19 protein-coding genes are annotated in these 16,257 nt (G+C 62.2%); 14 read left to right on the forward strand and 5 right to left on the reverse strand.

Translation table 11 applies throughout. The features are described 5' to 3' along the window. The first annotated feature begins 162 nt into the window (after positions 1-162). From BBF93_RS08730 to BBF93_RS08790, 13 genes are read left to right on the forward strand one after another with little or no spacing between them, the layout of a single operon-like run. A complete protein-coding gene (locus BBF93_RS08730; RefSeq protein ID WP_035596121.1) occupies positions 163-1,047 on the forward strand; it encodes a type II secretion system protein N in 885 nt (294 codons plus the stop codon). Then, positions 1,044-3,005 carry a type II secretion system secretin GspD gene (gene gspD / locus BBF93_RS08735; RefSeq protein WP_035596118.1) on the forward strand — a complete coding sequence of 654 codons (1,962 nt, stop codon included), beginning with the start codon at positions 1,044-1,046 and terminating at the stop codon, positions 3,003-3,005. The genes BBF93_RS08730 and gspD overlap by 4 nt, the downstream gene beginning before the upstream one ends. 7 nt (positions 3,006-3,012) lie before the next feature. Next, on the forward strand, positions 3,013-4,503 hold the full coding sequence (locus BBF93_RS08740) for a GspE/PulE family protein (protein ID WP_035596117.1): 1,491 nt from the start codon (positions 3,013-3,015) through the stop codon (positions 4,501-4,503). Beyond that, positions 4,490-5,701 carry a type II secretion system F family protein gene (locus BBF93_RS08745; RefSeq protein WP_114105656.1) on the forward strand — a complete coding sequence of 404 codons (1,212 nt, stop codon included), beginning with the start codon at positions 4,490-4,492 and terminating at the stop codon, positions 5,699-5,701. Before BBF93_RS08740 ends, BBF93_RS08745 begins: the two co-directional genes overlap by 14 nt. Positions 5,702-5,713: 12 nt before the next feature. Then, a complete protein-coding gene (gene gspG, locus BBF93_RS08750) occupies positions 5,714-6,172 on the forward strand; it encodes a type II secretion system major pseudopilin GspG (protein WP_035596112.1) in 459 nt (152 codons plus the stop codon). Then, positions 6,099-6,689: a GspH/FimT family pseudopilin gene (locus BBF93_RS08755; RefSeq protein ID WP_114105657.1), complete on the forward strand. Its 591-nt coding sequence runs from the start codon at positions 6,099-6,101 to the stop codon at positions 6,687-6,689. Before gspG ends, BBF93_RS08755 begins: the two co-directional genes overlap by 74 nt. Further along, positions 6,686-7,060 (forward strand): type II secretion system minor pseudopilin GspI, encoded by a 375-nt coding sequence (gene gspI, locus BBF93_RS08760; protein WP_051612386.1) that lies wholly within the window; start codon positions 6,686-6,688, stop codon positions 7,058-7,060. The genes BBF93_RS08755 and gspI overlap by 4 nt, the downstream gene beginning before the upstream one ends. Further along, positions 7,057-7,677 (forward strand): type II secretion system minor pseudopilin GspJ, encoded by a 621-nt coding sequence (gene gspJ / locus BBF93_RS08765; protein ID WP_114105658.1) that lies wholly within the window; start codon positions 7,057-7,059, stop codon positions 7,675-7,677. Before gspI ends, gspJ begins: the two co-directional genes overlap by 4 nt. After that, entirely contained in the window at positions 7,674-8,645 is a 972-nt protein-coding gene (gspK, locus tag BBF93_RS08770; RefSeq protein ID WP_114105659.1) for a type II secretion system minor pseudopilin GspK, read from the forward strand. The genes gspJ and gspK overlap by 4 nt, the downstream gene beginning before the upstream one ends. After that, positions 8,642-9,745: a type II secretion system protein GspL gene (gene gspL, locus BBF93_RS08775; protein ID WP_114105660.1), complete on the forward strand. Its 1,104-nt coding sequence runs from the start codon at positions 8,642-8,644 to the stop codon at positions 9,743-9,745. Before gspK ends, gspL begins: the two co-directional genes overlap by 4 nt. After that, complete coding sequence (gspM, locus tag BBF93_RS08780; RefSeq protein WP_114105661.1) at positions 9,742-10,230, forward strand: type II secretion system protein GspM; 489 nt, start codon at positions 9,742-9,744, stop codon at positions 10,228-10,230. The genes gspL and gspM overlap by 4 nt, the downstream gene beginning before the upstream one ends. Next, entirely contained in the window at positions 10,227-10,985 is a 759-nt protein-coding gene (gene gspN, locus BBF93_RS08785; RefSeq protein ID WP_035596096.1) for a type II secretion system protein N, read from the forward strand. Before gspM ends, gspN begins: the two co-directional genes overlap by 4 nt. Continuing rightward, positions 10,982-11,473 carry a hypothetical protein gene (locus BBF93_RS08790; protein WP_035596093.1) on the forward strand — a complete coding sequence of 164 codons (492 nt, stop codon included), beginning with the start codon at positions 10,982-10,984 and terminating at the stop codon, positions 11,471-11,473. Before gspN ends, BBF93_RS08790 begins: the two co-directional genes overlap by 4 nt. A gap of 16 nt (positions 11,474-11,489) precedes the next feature. Here the strand turns inward: BBF93_RS08790 and BBF93_RS08795 are convergent, their stop codons facing one another. The 4 genes from BBF93_RS08795 to BBF93_RS08810 all read right to left on the reverse strand — a co-directional run bounded on the left by BBF93_RS08795 (position 11,490) and on the right by BBF93_RS08810 (position 14,820). Next, the gene (locus BBF93_RS08795) at positions 11,490-11,840 is read right to left on the reverse strand and encodes a helix-turn-helix transcriptional regulator (protein ID WP_162174020.1); all 351 of its coding nucleotides are present in this window, start codon (positions 11,838-11,840) and stop codon (positions 11,490-11,492) included. 88 nt (positions 11,841-11,928) lie between these two features. Next, positions 11,929-13,305, reverse strand: a complete 1,377-nt coding sequence (locus BBF93_RS08800; protein ID WP_114105662.1) for an L-serine ammonia-lyase — start codon at positions 13,303-13,305, stop codon at positions 11,929-11,931. A gap of 72 nt (positions 13,306-13,377) precedes the next feature. Then, on the reverse strand, positions 13,378-14,583 hold the full coding sequence (locus BBF93_RS08805) for an FAD-dependent monooxygenase (RefSeq protein ID WP_114105663.1): 1,206 nt from the start codon (positions 14,581-14,583) through the stop codon (positions 13,378-13,380). 33 nt (positions 14,584-14,616) lie between these two features. Beyond that, positions 14,617-14,820: a zinc-finger domain-containing protein gene (locus BBF93_RS08810; RefSeq protein ID WP_035596084.1), complete on the reverse strand. Its 204-nt coding sequence runs from the start codon at positions 14,818-14,820 to the stop codon at positions 14,617-14,619. A gap of 118 nt (positions 14,821-14,938) precedes the next feature. On the opposite strand from BBF93_RS08810, the gene BBF93_RS08815 reads away from it, so the two are divergent. Then, positions 14,939-15,880, forward strand: a complete 942-nt coding sequence (locus BBF93_RS08815) for an ABC transporter ATP-binding protein (protein WP_114105664.1) — start codon at positions 14,939-14,941, stop codon at positions 15,878-15,880. Between the two features lie 22 nt (positions 15,881-15,902). Here BBF93_RS08815 and trxA read toward each other — a convergent pair whose 3' ends face one another. Beyond that, complete coding sequence (trxA, locus tag BBF93_RS08820; RefSeq protein WP_035596276.1) at positions 15,903-16,223, reverse strand: thioredoxin; 321 nt, start codon at positions 16,221-16,223, stop codon at positions 15,903-15,905. Between the last annotated feature and the right edge of the window lie 34 nt (positions 16,224-16,257).

Genomic DNA, 16,257 nt, shown 5'->3' on the forward strand with positions numbered 1-16,257 from the left:
CTCATATTCTTGGTGAAATCAGAAGTCTTTCGAGCTACGGAAAACCGGATACAATTCTAAGCTCGATCTGTTGATAACCAGTGCATTCGGGCTGGGGTTCGTCTCAGAACTGTCGCAAGAGTGTGATTAAGAAGCTCTGTATTTCGCAGGAGTGTAAGGCTGATGAAACTGTTCGGACCGGAAGGCGGCACTCGGCTGGCAGCGTATAGTTTGATCGGCCGTACCGCCATTGAAGCTGCCCTTGCGCTCACGACCGGGCTTCTGCTGGCCCGTTTCGCCTGGCTCATCGCTGCGCCGGGTGACGGCGCGAGCGCTCTTCCCCAGATCCCTGCCGTCTCAGGCGCAGCGGGCAACCAATCCTCGCTCGCCCTGCTGACCCAGACAGACCCCTTCCGCCCGAGCGCTGCCGAGCCCAGCCAGATCGCCGTCCCCACCTCCCTCAACCTGAAGATCGCCGGCCTGCGCTGGTCAGACGGTGCCGCCTGGACCAGCAGCGCCGTGCTTATCCTGCCCGACAACACCCAGAAGCGTTTTTCCATCGGTGATCAGATCGTTTCGGGCGCCGTCTTGGAAACGGTCGCGGCAGACCGGGTGTTCTTGCGCTTCAATGGCCAGCTTCAGGAACTTCTCCTGAACGACCCGGACAAGCCGCTGTTTGCCGGCTCGTCATCATCGTCCAGCGCTACGTCTGTCAGCATCCAGCCGGCTCAACCGGCGCCGCCAACATCCTCTGCGCCTCCCGCTGGCTCAAGCCTGGCGCCGGTCACCCCTGCGCTGCTGCTGACAGACGTGGAGATGCACCCGGAACTGCGCAACGGCGCCGTGGCCGGCTACCGCCTCTCCCCGCGCGGTCAGGGACACTTCCAGTCGGCCGGGCTTGAAGCGGGCGATTTGGTCCTGCGCGTCAATGGCGCCAGCATTGAGGGCATGGGCCCCGAGGCGATCCAGTCTGCAGTGATGAGTTCTCAATCAATCGCGCTGGATGTTGTTCGCAACGGCGCCATCGTCCGCCTACGGCTTTCCCCCGATTCCGGCCTTTCTCAATGACCAAACGTATATTGCTCGCGGCTGCGGCTGCGCTCACCGCCACTCAGTTTGCGGCCGCCCAGGCACCTGCTCCCTCTCAGGACAAGCACGTCCTGAACCTTGAAGATGTCGAGCTGAATACGCTGATCGAAGACATCTCCATGCTGACAGGATACACATTCGTCACGCATCCGGATGTCCGCAAGGCGCGCGTATCCGTCGTCTCGCAAACGCCAATGTCCACCCAGGAACTCTTCCAGGTGTTCCTGACAACGCTGCGCATCCAGGGCTTCGCCGCTGTCCCCGCCGGTAAGGACACTTACCGCATCGTGCCGCGCGCCATCGCGTCCACCGAAGCGCCAATGTCGGGGCCCGGCGCCAACGCGTTCATCACCGAAGTCATCAAGCTGAACCGCGCGAACGCGATGGAAACCGCGCAGATGATCAAGCCGCTGCTCGACTCGCAGGGCCAGGTTGTTGCCAATACGGCCACGAACACACTCGTTGTTGTTGACTATGCCTCTAATCTAGAGCGCGTCCGCCGCATCATTGAAACCGTGGATCGCGACCAGACCGTCACCGAAACCATTCCGCTGGCAAATGTTCCGGCCGCTGAAATGGAAACCGTCCTTACACGTCTCCAGGGGGACGCCGGCGGCCAGGGCGGTCAGACCATCAATCGCCTCTCTGCCGTTGCCTCCCTCACAAGCAACTCCATTATCCTGAGGGGCGACGCCACCTCCGTCGACCGCGCCAAACGCGTTGCACTCGAACTCGACGCCACCAATCCGCAGCGCGATCATGTCCGCGTCATCACACTGAACTACGCCGACGCGGCCGAAGTCGTTCCGATACTGGAGCGCGTGGCCAACAGCATGGCCATGCAGCGGTCACCGGCAGAAACGGCCCCCGTTTCTCAGACGATCGCCCATCACGGCCCCACCAACTCCATCGTTATCAGCGCAAACCCCGAAACAATACTCGCCATGGAGCGGGTGGTCACCGCGCTGGATGTTCGCCGCCCGCAGGTGATGGTTGAAGCCATCATTGTGGAAATGTCGGATGATGCCGCGCGTGAGCTTGGCCTGCAATTCCTGCTTTCCGGGACAGGCGGAGATGTTCCTTTCGCCTCGACAAACTTCTCGCGCGCCGCGCCAAACCTCCTTGCCCTGACGGGCGCGCTCGTTACGGACGCTTTCTCCGATCCCGCCTCCGCCAACCCCTTCCGCGATGCAGCCATCAGCTCACTGACGGGCTCCTCGGGCCTCACGCTCGGTTTCGGCGGCACATCCGGCGACAACCTCTTCGGCGTCATCCTCAATGCCGTGCAGGACGATACATCCTCGCGCATCCTGTCGACCCCCTTCGGCATGACGCTGAACAATGCGACATCCGCGCTCATCGTCGGCCAAGAAATTCCGGTCACCACGGGCCAGGTTCTGGGAGACGCCAATTCCAACCCCTTCCGCACGGTGGAGCGCAAGGACATCGGTATCCAGCTCGAAGTCACGCCCCGCATTGGCGAGAATGACACCGTCCGCCTCGACATCCGCCAGGAAGTCTCCAGCGTCTTCGGCAGCGTCGGCACAGTCACGCCGGATCTCATTCTCGACAAGCGCGAAATTCGCGCCAGCGTTCTGGCAGATGACGGTGAAATCATCGTCCTTGGCGGTCTCGTCGAGCAGACTGATACGCTGCGCGATACGAAAGTCCCCGTGCTGGGAGACATTCCCGCTGTGGGCCGTCTCTTCCGCTCGGAAGGCAAGGCCGCGACACGCCGGAACCTGATGGTCTTCATTCGCCCCACCATCGTTCGCAGCAAAGCGGATGCGCAAGCGGTCACCCAGCAGAAATATCTCTATGTACAGGCCGAAGAGCTGATGCGGGATCAGAGGCCCGGCGGAACTGTCGACCAGTTCGTCCGGGAAGTTCTCGGAACTGGTGGCCCGGCTTCCCAAGCGGTCCAGACGCCGCGATAATTGTCTCATGACACGCGCTCAGGTCACTTATGCATTTGCCCGCGACAAGGGGATAGTCGTTGTTCCCGGCCGCGCGGAGCCGACTTTCGCTGTCCGCGAAGGCGCCGATCCAGTCGCCCTAGTGGAGGCCCGCCGCGTTGCCGGCCTGCCGGTGCATCTGGAAGCGATGAATGCCGCGCAGTATGAGCGCCAGCTCTCGGAAAGCTTCGGCCAGTCGCGCCTTGATGGCAGCGCCGCCGAGGCCGCCGCTGGCACTGGCGGGGATCTCGAAAGCCTGTTTGATGGTCTTCCGCAAACGGAAGATCTGCTTGCAGGCGATACAGACGCTCCGATTATCAGCCTGATCAACGGCCTGCTGCAGGATGCCATCCGCCGCCGGGCGTCCGACATTCACATTGATCCCTTTGAGGACAAACTCTCGGTCCGCTACCGCATCGACGGCGAGTTGCAGGAAGTGTTCACGGCGTCCCGGCGCGTTTCGGCCCCACTCGTCTCGCGCATCAAGGTGATGAGCCGGCTGGATATTGCCGAAAAGCGTATGCCCCAAGATGGGCGCATCTCGCTGACGCTGGGCGGCCGCGCGCTGGATGTCCGGGTGGCTACGCTACCCACGCGCTATGGCGAGCGTGTTGCCCTGCGCCTGCTCGATACGCGCCAAGCCCTCATGGGCCTGGAAACCCTCGGCATGGACGAGGACACCGAACGCCGCTTCCGCGCCGCCCTCAGTGAACCCAATGGCGTGATCCTCGTCACCGGCCCGACGGGTTCAGGCAAAACCACGACGCTCTATTCCGCCCTTGCCCAGCTCAACACCGGGCGCGTCAACATCATGACGCTGGAAGATCCCGTGGAGTATGGTCTCGATGGCATCAGCCAGACGCCGATGGACCATAAGGTCGGCCTCACCTTCGCCGCCACCCTGCGCTCGATCCTCCGGAACGACCCCAACATCGTCATGGTCGGCGAGATCCGGGATGTGGAAACGGCAGAGGTCGCACTCGAATTTGCGCTCACAGGCCGCCTTGCCCTGTCCACCATCCATACAAACAGCTCTGCTGGCGCCATCACCCGCCTGCGGGACATGGGTGTGGAAAGTTTCCTGCTCGCCTCCACGCTGCGCGCCGTGCTGGCTCAACGCCTCGTCCGGAAGCTTTGTGTGCATTGCAAGGAAGCCTATTCACCGCCGCCTGCCCTGCTGGAACGTCTTGGCCTCGCTGGCAGAACCGATCTCACGCTCTATCGGCCGACCGGCTGCGCTGCCTGCGGCCATACCGGCTATGAGGGCCGCTTGGGCGTATACGAGCTGCTGCTTATCGACGCCCCTATCCGCCGCATGATCCATGACGGCGCCACCGAAGAAGAGATTGAGCGCGCAGCTTTCGCGAAATCTGATATGCTGTTTCAGAACGGTTTGCGGCATGTGCTGAGCGGCGACTCGAGCGCCGAGGAACTGCTCCACGTCTGCCGCCGGGAGGCCTGGTTCGGTGGCAGCATTTGAATACAAGGCTCTGACGGTTGACGGGCGGCGCACCAGCGGCGTCATCTCAGCTGATACCGCCCGCGCCGCCCGCCGCGAGTTGCGTAACCGCCAGCTCACCCCCGTCTCGCTCACAGAGGCGCGCGGTGAGAAAGCCGCCGGTTTCGCAGGTGCCGGCCGCCTCAGCGACAAGGAACGCACGCTTCTGACGCGCCAGCTCGCCGTGCTCGTCTCGTCCGGCATGACGGTCGAACAGGCGTTGACGGCTGCGGCCGGCGACAGCGATGCCTCGCCCCAGCGCGGCCTGCTCCTCGGTGTGCGCTCTCAGGTTATGGAAGGCGCTACCCTCGCCGAAGCCATGCGGGGCGCGCCGCGCGCCTTTCCGCCCCTCTTCCGGGCGGTGGTTTCCTCCGGCGAAAGCTCGGGCCGTCTCGGTCTCGTCCTCGATCAGCTCGCCCACCACCTTGAGCGCAGTTACCGGCTGCGCACCCTGGTTCGCTCAGCGCTCATCTATCCGATCATCCTTGGCATCATGGCCACTGCCATGGTGACGGCCCTGATGGTCTGGGTTGTGCCCAAGCTTGTCGAACAATTTGCCATGCTGGGCGCGTCAGAACTGCCGCCTTTGACCACATTTGTCATTGGCTTGTCCGGATTTGTCCGCGATTGGGGCCTGGTTGTCCTGGCTCTGGCCGCGCTTGGCGTGTTCCTGGCGCTGCGTGTCCTGAAGATTCCGGCCTGGAAACGCCGCTGGGACGCCTTTGTCCTGCGTATTCCCTTTTTCGGCGACATGAACCGGAAAGTCGCCTCGGCTCGCTTCGCCCGCATCCATGCTACCATGTCCGGCGCTGGCGCCACCGTCCTCGAAAGCCTCTCGGGCGCGCGAAACGCCATGGGGAATTTGGTGTTTCGGGACGCCGCCGATCAGATCCTCGAAACCGTCCAGCGTGGCGGCGCCCTCTCTTCGGCCATGAAGTCCACGGGGGTTTTCCCCCAGATGATGGTCCATATGGTTGCCAGCGGCGAAGCGGCCCGCAACGTCCCCGCGATGATGAACCGCGCCGCCGATTTTCTGGAAGACGAATTCGAAACGGCCACCAATGTTGCCCTCGGCCTGCTCGAACCTCTGATCATCATTTTCCTGGGCGGCGTGGTCGGCACGATCGTCCTGTCGATCATGCTGCCCATCATGCAGCTCAACACTCTCGCCCTCGGATAAAGGAGCGCCCTCATGCCACCTGAAACTGAAGCAAACACAGAAGAAAAACGCCGCCACCAAGCCGGTTTCTCTCTGGTCGAACTGATGGTCGTGGTTTTCATCATGGGCCTCCTGGCGACGCTGATCATCGTCAACGTCGCCCCGGTGGGTGACCGCTCGCGCGTCACCAAGGCCAAAGCCGACATCTCGAATCTCGAGAACGCGCTCGAGCAGTACAGCCTCGACCTCTACACCTACCCTTCCACTGATCAGGGCCTCGCCGCCCTCTCCAGCCCGCCGCCCGGCATCGATACCACCCTCTACCGCCCCGGCGGCTATATCCGCCGCGTACAGAACGATCCCTGGGGCAATCCCTATCAGTACACCTTCCCCGGGGTGCGTTCTGGTGGCCGGTTTGATGTCTTCTCCTTCGGCGCAGATGGCAAACCCGGCGGAGAAGGCAACGACGCCGATATCGGCAACTGGGACTGATGCTGCGCCCGTGCTGCGTGATGCTCCTCATTTCGCTACCCAATCTCTGAGGGCGCCTGCAGGCGACCCGCAGGCCGGGCTGTCGCTGGTCGAGATCATGGTCACGCTCTCCATCATCGCCGTCGCCACCACGCTGATCCTGCTCACCATTCCCACCCGGCATGTCTTCAAGCAGGAATCCGATCAGCTTCGCGAAGCGCTTGAGCAGGCCGCCAATCGCGCGTCGATCACAGGTCAGCCTGCAGGCCTTATTGTCGACGGCGGCAGCTATTCCCCGGCGATCTGGCAGAACGGCGCCTGGCGCGTGTTGGAAAGCCATCAGCTCCCGAAGGACATCAGCATCCGCATAGACGGCAGACCGCCAGCATTGCTTGAGAAAGGAGGAGAGCCGGCCCCGGCCGTCATCTTCGATCCCCTCGGCCACACCCTGCCGGTGGCCATCGAACTCTCGCGCAACGGCGTCCTCACCAGCCTCACCCTGCTGCCAGACGGCAATGTTGAAATGGATCAGCGATGATGGGCAACCAGCAGGGTTTCACGCTGATGGAAGCGCTCGTGGCCGTCGCGGTTTTCGCGACTGCTGCAATGGGGCTCATTTCTCTCAACACAAGCAGCCTCCGCATCAGCGCTCAGATGGGAGACCGCGCGCTGGCCCGTCAGGTGGCCGAAAATGTCGCCGTCGAAACGATTACCAACCCGGAACTGCAAGTGATCGGACGATCGGGAGGGCAAGAGGTACAGCGCGGCCGCAGCTTTGTCTGGCAGCGGGATATCACCCCCGCCCCTCGCGACGATGTTGTAGAAGTCAGCATCCGTGTGCGCGCGGCGGACGAGGAGGCAGTGCTCAGCGAAGTAGCGCTTCTTCACCGCATCAAGGCGGACAGATGAACGCCACCCCCAGCCCCCAATCTGGCATCTCCCTGATGGAGACTTTGATCGCGCTGTTCGTCGTAGCGCTTCTGGCAACGGCAGGCGGCGTTATGCTGACCCAATCCCTGCGAAGTACACGGCTGATTGAGGTTCGCGGGAATGACGCCCGGGAGCTGCAGACCGCTCTCGCCGTGCTACGGGACGATTTCGCGGCCTTCGTGGATCGCCCCAGCCGCGCCGACGCGAGTTCGGATCTTCCGACCCGTTTCGAAGGCCAGCCGATCCGGTATGACGGACGTATCATGACCTTTGTGCGCAATGGCTGGTCAAATCCCGCAGACCTGCCCCGCAGCGATCTTCAGCGGGTGGAATACCAGTTCGACAACGGCGCCCTGATCCGCCGATCCTGGAGCGCGCCTGACGCGGGCCCCGGCACAGCGGTTGCGGAGCAAATCGTCCTGTCGGGTTTGGAAGATATTTCCGTCCAGTATGGCCGTGAGCAAATCTGGAAGCCTGACTGGATCGTCCCCGCGAGCATGGTAGACGCCCCTTTGCCGGACAAAATCCAGCTGGTCTTCACCTTTGGCGAAGGCGATACGCTGACGGCGAAATTCCGCCTGGGGCTGCGCGAATGATGCGCCCTGATCCCCAACGCGGGGCAGCCCTGCTGTCGATCCTGTTCATTGTGGCGGCGCTCGCCGTCGCAGCGCTCATGGCGACTATGGCCATCACCCAGCAGACGGCTATGGCGAAGGCGGCTACGCGCCGCGCCGATGCGGGCTGGGCGGCCTATTCTGCAGAAGCTCTGGCACTCAGCGCTGTGGCGGAGATGTCCGTTCTTACCAACGGGCAGCTTACACCGCTAACCGTAGGCCTCTCTCAGCCAGTTGTCCTGCCCCTCCGGGGAGGCGTCGTCTCGCTACAGGTCAATGACGCGTCCAATTGTTTCAACATAAACGCGCTCGCCAACCCCGATGAAGGCGCCGCTACTTATGCCCGCCTGTCCTGGGCCACCCTACTGCGTGATCTCGACATTCCGGCCACCGATGCGAGCAGTCTCGCCAATGCGCTGGCAGACTGGGTGGATGCCGACAGCAACACCCGGCAAGGCGGCGCGGAGGATGGCTATTACCTCACGCTCAGCCCCGGTTATCGCGCAGCCAACCAACCCATGGACAGTCCGCGCGAACTGGCCTCTGTGATGGGCTATACCAGTCCCCTTCGGAAGGCGCTCGCGCCGCTGATCTGTGCCCGGCCGGAGACCCAGATGACACGTCTCAACATCAACACGCTTCGCCCGGATCAGGCCTCGCTCTTGCGCGCCTTCTATTCTGAAGCCCTCACTCTGACGGCGGCAGAGAGAATCCTCATGGATCGGCCGGATACGGGCTGGGCGAGTGTCGACGAGTTCGAGGCGCTGCCCGACATCCGCACCATTCCTGAAGGCCAGAAACAGACCGAAGCCCTTTCAACACTCAGCACGACCTATCTCGCCGAAGGGCAAACAACACTTGACGGCGGCAGCTGGCCATTCTCCTTCATCATTTCGGCCAAAGGTGGCTCTGCGCCCGAAACAATCTGGCGCAGGATGGGAGAAGAATGATGAAATCCATTCTTTATATTGCACTGCCCGCGCAGGCTGACGGCGCCATGCAGATTGCGCAGGAACGGGGCGACCGCCTTGAACTTGTAAATCATCGTGGCCCCTTCGGAGCGGCCAGCTGCATCGCCTTCGCGCCCGCAACGGCCGTGGGCCATTTCCGTGTCCCTGTCCCCGCGCGTAACGAAGCCGAAGCGGTACGCGCCGCTCTCTATGCGATCGAAGATGAGCTCGCCCAACCCGTGGAAGAGGTTCATCTCGTCCTCGGTCCACGGATGAGAGAGACAGTTGAGCGCGATATCTATGTCGTTGATCGCGCCCTGATGACATCCTGGCTGGAGCTTCTGTCAAAGGCAGGATTATCGCCGGCGAAACTGCTGCCAGAACAAAGTCTGTATACCGATATCTCGCAACCCGTTGATATGGGCGACCATATTCTCCAGCGGGAAGGAAACCGCATCATCGCAATCGATGCTGGTCTTCCAGATCAGGCACGCGAAGCCCTGGCAGGAGATCTCGCGCCCAGCCTTCGGGACGGCATCCAGATCATCCGCCTGGCAGAACGCAGCACCACGCATCCCGGCGTGAACCTGCGCGCCGGGGCATTTACCCCCCCAAGGGAAACAAAACAGGGTGTCAGCGCCTGGCGCAAGGCCGCCGGTATTGGTGTTGCTGCCGTTTCGGTCTGGACGGGTACGCTGATCCTTGAAGCCCGAAACTATAACTACGCGGCCGAGCAACTCGGAAAACGCGCAGCGGAGCGCTATGCCGCTATCTTCCCAGCCGCAGCCATTCCGGCGGACATCGACAGGGCGACCCGCGACATGCTGGCCGTTGCCGCCGTGCCCGATACCATCGACTTCCGCACAACCGTTGCCGCGCTTTATGAAGCCGTCGCTCTTAATCCGGATACACGCATTTCAACGCTGACATTTGATGGCAGCGCCAGCCGTCTTGTGGCAGACATTGAGGCGTCGACCCCGGAGACGGCCGCCTCCGTCGTGGCCTTTCTGCAGAGCCGCGGCTTCGCTGTCTCATCCAACGCAGCGGAGCAAAGTCCGGGCGAGGCCGTTACTCAAATTACTCTGGAGCCGATGCCATGAGCGCCTGGTGGAATACGCGCAGCTCCCGCGAGAAGGCTTTGCTCGGCATCGCTGGCTTGCTGCTCGCCGTGGCCATTATCTGGCAACTCGTGCTGCAGCCGGCAATCTCAACGCTGGACCGCGCAAAACTCAATCATGAGAGAGGCACACAGACCCTTGCGCGCCTCGACCGGATTGAGGCCCTGATCCAGCAGGGGCAGACCATACATCCCGCGATAACGGCGCCGGCAACCCAGGATACAGCCGCGCTGCAGGCTCAGGCAGCCCAGATGGCCGGTCAGGCGGGGCTTTCGGCGCAAACACCCGCAGCCAGCCCGGCTGCATTCCAGGTCAGTCTGACGAACGTAGCCAGCCCGGCATTCTTCCAATGGGTGGAACAGGTGGAAACAGGCCTGGGCGTGACAGTCAGCGCCGCCACTCTCACACAGAATGCAGATGGCAGCATGGACGCCAGCGCGGAATTCAGCCTTGGTAAAAAGCCATGATGCGTTTTCTTCTTCTCCTTGTCCTGATCATCGGCTTTCTGGCTGGTCTCGTCGCTTTCGCGCCGCTCAGTTTTATTCTGAAGACTGCGGGCGCGGAGGAACGCGGCCTCAGCTGGACCTCGGCAGAAGGCACCCTCGCGGGTGGAAAGATCACTGGCCTCAAGGCAGGACAGGATCTGCTCGGCGATGCCAGCCTCAAACTGAACCCCGCCTCTCTCCTTGCGCTTGGAGTCGAGTACGATTTCGACTGGACTGGCCCCTCCGGCAAGGGAACAGGGAAAGCCGGGGCCTATGCTTCCGGAAATACCGAGCTGCGCGACTTCAACATCGAACTGGACTTTGCTGCCCTGGATGGCGTCGCGGCCTGGATACGCCAATCGGGCGGCAAGGCGCGTTTGTCTGGAGACATCATCCGTTTCAACAACGGCGCGTGTGACAAGGCTTCGGGTCAATCCTGGAGCGATGCGCTGGGAAAGAATGCAGCGCTTCTCGGGCCCGGTTGGCCGGACCTGGCCGGTAACCTTTCCTGTGAGGGCGACATGCTGCTCATTCCCCTCCAATCAGCCAGTCCGCTTGGCACGAAACTGGACGCTGCCGGCAGGTTTCATCTCCGTGGCAGCGGCAGCATCGAGGCCCGCGTCTCCGGCGTAATTCCACAACAGTTCCAGTATGGCCTCCCCCTCGCCGGTTTCGTTCCAGAAAGCGGCACTTATGTTTACCGTTATCCTGCAACACCGGCACAGGTGCCACAATGATCCGTCTCCTGAGTATTGCCTTCATCGCGGGCTGTCTTGCGGGCTGCGCGTCTGCGCCCGAAGCCAATAAGCCGGCCGGCTCACCGGTTGCGGCCATGGGATCACCGTTGGCCGAAGTACCCGTTGAAGGTCTGCCGCCCCAGAAACTGGCAGCCGGGGAATGCGGCCTGTTTCTATGGGGTATGGCCGCGCCGCGCCGCTTCACATTCTTTACCAAAGCAGCCACCGGCGAAGCCCTGGTCTTGCATAACGGCGCCAGTCACAAGCTGATCGTTACCGATACGAACGCTGAAGTCTTCGGCCAGTTCTTCACCGAAACCCAGTATCTTTCCGCAGACGGTACATGGTCAGTCAATCTCAGCCTGAAGCCTGGCGAGATGCTTGAAGGCGGGCAGCGCGTTGACTCCGGCCGCCTGGTCACCACAGGTGCCGATGGGTGGGAAACGGTTCTGCCGGTCACCGGCGTGCGGGCCTGCATTCCCGGCTGAGACCCGGCTCTGCCTGTCAGGTCAGCAGGTCTACCGGCACTGCCAAGGCATCGGCGAGACGCTTGGCTGTCTTGAGACCGTAAGACATGCCCCGTTCAATGGCCGAGATGTGGTTCGGACGGATGCCGCAAAGTTCGCCCAGCTCCTTTTGCGTCATCAGGCGGAACTGGCGGATCACCCGCACCGGATGTTCCCCATCGCTGATGCGTTTGAGCAGCGCGGGCGGAAGCGGCACCACGTTCGGGTCCGCGCTTTTTACGCGCCCAGCCGTGATTTCCCGGAGACTGTTCTCCAGATCAGCCACCTTCTGCTCAAGGTCCATCACGCGAACCTCAAGTGAATAGACGAGTTTCGGATCGTGCATCATGCCCGCTGCCCCTGTCATACAGGATGCAGCGCTAATGCGGTTCCGCTACACTTCGGTGTCGGCTCTGATAATGTTTTGTGTCAATTGCCTAGCATTCGATGACGTTAACCGCGAGCCCGCCCTGGCTCGTCTCCTTATACTTGGAAGACATGTCCAGCCCCGTCTGCCGCATCGTTTCAATCACCTGATCCAGAGATACCTTTGTCTGCTCAAGCGAATGGAGGGCCAGGCGCGCGGCATTTGCCGCCTTCACCGCGCCGATCGCATTGCGCTCGATACACGGGATCTGCACCAGACCGCCCACCGGATCGCACGTCAGACCCAGATTATGCTCCATTCCGATCTCGGCTGCATTGGCCACCTGTTGCGGTGTGCCGCCCCAAACCGCTGCAAGGCCGCCCGCCGCCATGGAGCAGGCCACGCCAACCTCCCCCTGACAGCCCATCTCCGCGCCGGAAATGGACGCTCTCTGCTTGTAGAGAAGGCCAATCCCGCCGGCAGTCAGCAGGAACCGGCGCAGGCGCACAGCTGCGTCTTCCGTCTCCGCACAATAATGCCGGATCACGGCCGGAATGATCCCCGCCGCGCCATTCGTCGGCGCCGTCACGACCTGCCCGCCCGCAGCATTCTCTTCATTCACCGCCATGGCATAGACGTTCAGCCAGTCAAAAAGCTGCTCGCGCTCATTGGAGGGCGGCCCCTCCTGAAGTTTCTGCCAGATTTCCGGCGCGCGGCGGCGCACTTTCAGCCCGCCCGGCAATTCACCCCGGCGGACAAGCCCCCGATCGATACACGCCATCATGACACCAGCAATCCTGTCCAGAGCGGCTTCGGTCTCCGCCCTCGGACGTTTGGCATCCTCGTTGGCCAGGATCACCTCATCAATATTGAGACCGCTGGCACGGCAGATCTCCAGCAGGCGTGCCGCAGACGTGAATTCATAGGGCACCGGATCGCCCACCGGCAGAATGTCGTCTTCCACCGGCTTTTCCAGCTGCTTGCGCGTGGCAATGAAGCCGCCGCCTGTGGAATACCAGGTTTCGTCGGCAAGCGTGGCGCCAGCTGCGTCAAATGCCCGGATGCGCAAGCCGTTGGGGTGAAGGTCGGGCATGATGTCGTAGGCAAACCGAATATCCGTCTCCGGATCAAACTCTATTGTTCGCCCATCAGCCAATATCAGGCGCTTCTGCTCATACGCCTGCCCCACAAGGCGGTCGGCCTCCTCGGGGTCCAGCGTCTCAGGTTCCAGATTGAGCAGCCCGAGCACGACCGCCTTGGGCGTCGCGTGGCCCACCCCCGTCAGCGCAAGAGAGCCCTGCAGCTCCGCCTCGATCCGCGCCGTCTGCGCCAGCTTTCCGCTTTGGGTGAGGTGCGCCATGAACCGGTTTCCGATGCGGATCGGCCCAACGGTGTGCGAACTTGAAGGGCCGATTCCGACCCGGAAAATATCCAGTACAGACAGCATGTTCTGCGCCCGTTTCCTTTGCGTAAGTTTTCCTGATTGGTGGCCGAATTGGCCGCTGGCCGCAACCCCGGCTCAGCCGGGCCCGGTTACATCATGCCCATAAAGCCAGTCGTGCCGGCCATGCACGACAGACGGCAGATACTTTCCCGCCACCCACATCGGCCCATAGGTGCCAAGCTGGTAGAGTGGATTGGAGCGGTGGAACAGCGCCGCGTTCTCCCGTGCCACATTCTGCACGCGCGTTGCCCGTGGCTTGCGGATTGCTTCATACGCCTTGAGCCCAGCCTCGACGTCTGCCCCTTCGCCTTTCGCCAGCGCGCGGCCGACTTCCTTGGCCAGCACATAGGCGTCCTCAATCGCCATCACCGCGCCCTGCGCCATGAAAGGCAGCATGGGATGACAGGCATCCCCCAGCAGCACGGCCCGGCCGTCCTGCCATTTCGGCATCTCGGGGCGATCATAGAGCGACCAGCGCAAGAGCAGCGGCGCCTCGTCAATGATCCGTTGGACCACCGGGTTCCAGCCCTTGAAGTCCTTCAGTGCCTGCTCCCGCGCGCCTACTGAAGTCCAGGACTCGTCCCCTGACTCAGCACATTCGACTACGCCAACAAAATTCGCGAGGCTGCCCCGCCGCAGGCGATAGGTTACCGCATGGCGCCGTTTTCCGGCCCACACACACGCCGTCTCCGGAGGCGGATAATCGCCCAGCTTTGATACAGGCACCACAGCCCGCCAGGCGACATTGCCGGTAAAGCGCGGCTTGTCTGGGCCCAGCATCTGCGCGCGCACCGACGAATGAATGCCGTCCGCCCCCACCAGAAGGTCTCCGGCCACGCGCTCGCCCGTGCTGAGCAGCGCAACAATGCCGGTTCCAGTATTCTCATACCCTGTCACCGTCGCGCCAAGGCGCACAGCGTCCGGGGCGCGATCCGTCACACATGCCTTCAGCGCCTCAACCAGATCTGCCCGGTGGATATGCAGATACTCTCCCCGCCACCGCGCCTGCGACGCCTCGCGAAGCGGCACACTGAATATCCGCGCGCCACTGCGCCCCAGACGAAGTTCCTGCGCACGCGGACGAAATGCATCCCGAGACACACGCGCCGACGCGCCCAGCGCATCAAGCACCTTCATGCCATTCGGGCTGATCTGCAGGCCGGCGCCCACTTCGGCAATCTCCGGCGCCTTTTCCAGCACCGTCACCGAATGCCCTGCTTTCAGGAAAGCCAGCGCCGCCGTCAGTCCGCCGATTCCGCCGCCTGCAATCAGGATCTGCATGGGCTTGCCGCCGGTCCTGGTGGGGCCGCCTCCCTAGCGTGCGCGGTTGGGATCTTGCTTGCCACCGATCAGCACGAAACGGCGGTCGCAATATTTGCACTCGACGAAATCGTCGTCGCCCATCTCATACCAGACCTTGGGATGGCCGAGCGCGCCGCCTCCGCCATTGCAGGAAACCTTGTGGCTCGAGACCATGGAAATTTCTGGCGGCGTAAAAACATCGCGTTTGGCGGGCATGCCTTGGGTTCTCCTGAATTGGCGGTGACGCGATTGCTTGCGACGCAGCCAGCGGCATCCTAACTAAAGACTGGGCATGGACCGCGCAAGGCACCCTGCCAACGGGAAAATACTTACCATGCCTGACCCCACCTACGCGATTGAGGTCCGCGACCTGCGGAAAACCTATGCTGCGTCCGGAAAAATGCCGGAAAAACAAGCGCTAAACGGCATCAACCTCACCATTCCCACCGGGTCGATCTTCGGCCTTCTCGGACCAAACGGCGCAGGCAAATCCACCTTCATCAACATTCTCGCCGGCCTGGTCAAAAAAACATCGGGCACCGCGCGAATCTGGGGCCTCGATATCGATCAGGATCCGCGCCAGAGCCGCGCGGCCATAGGCGTCGTGAATCAGGAAGTCGTCGCCGATCCTTTCTTTACGCCTTTCGAGATGCTGGAACTGATGGCTGGCTTCTATGGGGTGCCCAAGGCCGAGCGGCGCACGGTGGAAATCCTCACCGCGCTAGGCCTTGCCGACAAGAAAGATGCTTACGTTCGCCAGCTCTCGGGCGGCATGAAGCGCCGCCTCATGGTCGCAAAAGCCCTTGTCCACAATCCGCCGGTGCTCATCCTTGATGAGCCGACCGCCGGCGTTGACGTCGAACTCCGCCGCCTGCTCTGGGACTATGTGCGCGAACTGCATGGCAAGGGCACGACGATCATCCTGACGACCCACTATCTGGAAGAAGCCGAGGAGCTTTGCGACACCATCGCCATCGTCAATCACGGCGAAATCGTTGCGTGTGAGCCGACCCACCAGCTTCTCTCCCGCCTCGACTACAAGACGCTGGTGATCTACCCGAAAGAGCCGCTCAGCGCCGTGCCGGGCGACCTGTCAGGTCTGGACGTTAAAATACGCAATGATGGCGGGGTCGCCATCACCTTCCGGACCAGTGAAACGGGAATTGCCCGTCTGCTGGAGCGCGTTCGCAACGCCGGTATCGGCATTGCCGACCTGTCGACCGAAGCGCCCGACCTTGAAGACGTCTTCATTTCTCTGACGAGCGAAAACGCCTGAAAACGCCGGGCGCGGCAGAGCCCTAAAGGCTCTGCTTGATCCAGTCGGTCAGCGCCTGGCGGTTCATCGCACCATTGCGGGTGGCCGTCACCTTGCCGCCCTTGAACATCAGGAGCGTCGGCAGGCCGCGCACGCCATAACGGGCGCCGACCAGCGGATAGTCATCCACGTTCAGTTTGACGATCTTCACCTTGCCGGTCATTTCCTCGGCGACGGCCTCCAGGTGCGGAGACATCTGCTTGCACGGGCCGCACCATTCGGCCCAGAAATCGACGACAACAGGCGTATCCGAACCGGTGACCACACCGTCGAAATCGTCTTCATTTACATTGATCGCTGCCATGGTTGCGGCTCCTTCTGCCGGCATTCTAATTCTT

This window comes from Hyphomonas sp. CACIAM 19H1, assembly GCF_003325995.1.
GTDB classification, from domain to species: Bacteria; Pseudomonadota; Alphaproteobacteria; order Caulobacterales; family Hyphomonadaceae; genus Hyphomonas; species Hyphomonas polymorpha.

Coding starts and splice junctions, on each gene's coding strand:
- BBF93_RS08815 (WP_114105664.1), top strand. CDS start 14,939: ATGCCTGACCCCACCTACGCGATTGAGGTCCGCGACCTGCGGAAAACC.
- BBF93_RS08810 (WP_035596084.1), bottom strand. CDS start 14,820: ATGCCCGCCAAACGCGATGTTTTTACGCCGCCAGAAATTTCCATGGTC.
- BBF93_RS08740 (WP_035596117.1), top strand. CDS start 3,013: ATGACACGCGCTCAGGTCACTTATGCATTTGCCCGCGACAAGGGGATA.
- BBF93_RS08795 (WP_162174020.1), bottom strand. CDS start 11,840: ATGATGCACGATCCGAAACTCGTCTATTCACTTGAGGTTCGCGTGATG.
- gspI (WP_051612386.1), top strand. CDS start 6,686: ATGATGGGCAACCAGCAGGGTTTCACGCTGATGGAAGCGCTCGTGGCC.
- gspJ (WP_114105658.1), top strand. CDS start 7,057: ATGAACGCCACCCCCAGCCCCCAATCTGGCATCTCCCTGATGGAGACT.
- gspN (WP_035596096.1), top strand. CDS start 10,227: ATGATGCGTTTTCTTCTTCTCCTTGTCCTGATCATCGGCTTTCTGGCT.
- BBF93_RS08805 (WP_114105663.1), bottom strand. CDS start 14,583: ATGCAGATCCTGATTGCAGGCGGCGGAATCGGCGGACTGACGGCGGCG.
- gspL (WP_114105660.1), top strand. CDS start 8,642: ATGATGAAATCCATTCTTTATATTGCACTGCCCGCGCAGGCTGACGGC.
- BBF93_RS08800 (WP_114105662.1), bottom strand. CDS start 13,305: ATGCTGTCTGTACTGGATATTTTCCGGGTCGGAATCGGCCCTTCAAGT.
- trxA (WP_035596276.1), bottom strand. CDS start 16,223: ATGGCAGCGATCAATGTAAATGAAGACGATTTCGACGGTGTGGTCACC.
- BBF93_RS08790 (WP_035596093.1), top strand. CDS start 10,982: ATGATCCGTCTCCTGAGTATTGCCTTCATCGCGGGCTGTCTTGCGGGC.
- gspD (WP_035596118.1), top strand. CDS start 1,044: ATGACCAAACGTATATTGCTCGCGGCTGCGGCTGCGCTCACCGCCACT.
- BBF93_RS08755 (WP_114105657.1), top strand. CDS start 6,099: ATGTCTTCTCCTTCGGCGCAGATGGCAAACCCGGCGGAGAAGGCAACG.
- gspG (WP_035596112.1), top strand. CDS start 5,714: ATGCCACCTGAAACTGAAGCAAACACAGAAGAAAAACGCCGCCACCAA.
- BBF93_RS08730 (WP_035596121.1), top strand. CDS start 163: ATGAAACTGTTCGGACCGGAAGGCGGCACTCGGCTGGCAGCGTATAGT.
- gspM (WP_114105661.1), top strand. CDS start 9,742: ATGAGCGCCTGGTGGAATACGCGCAGCTCCCGCGAGAAGGCTTTGCTC.
- gspK (WP_114105659.1), top strand. CDS start 7,674: ATGATGCGCCCTGATCCCCAACGCGGGGCAGCCCTGCTGTCGATCCTG.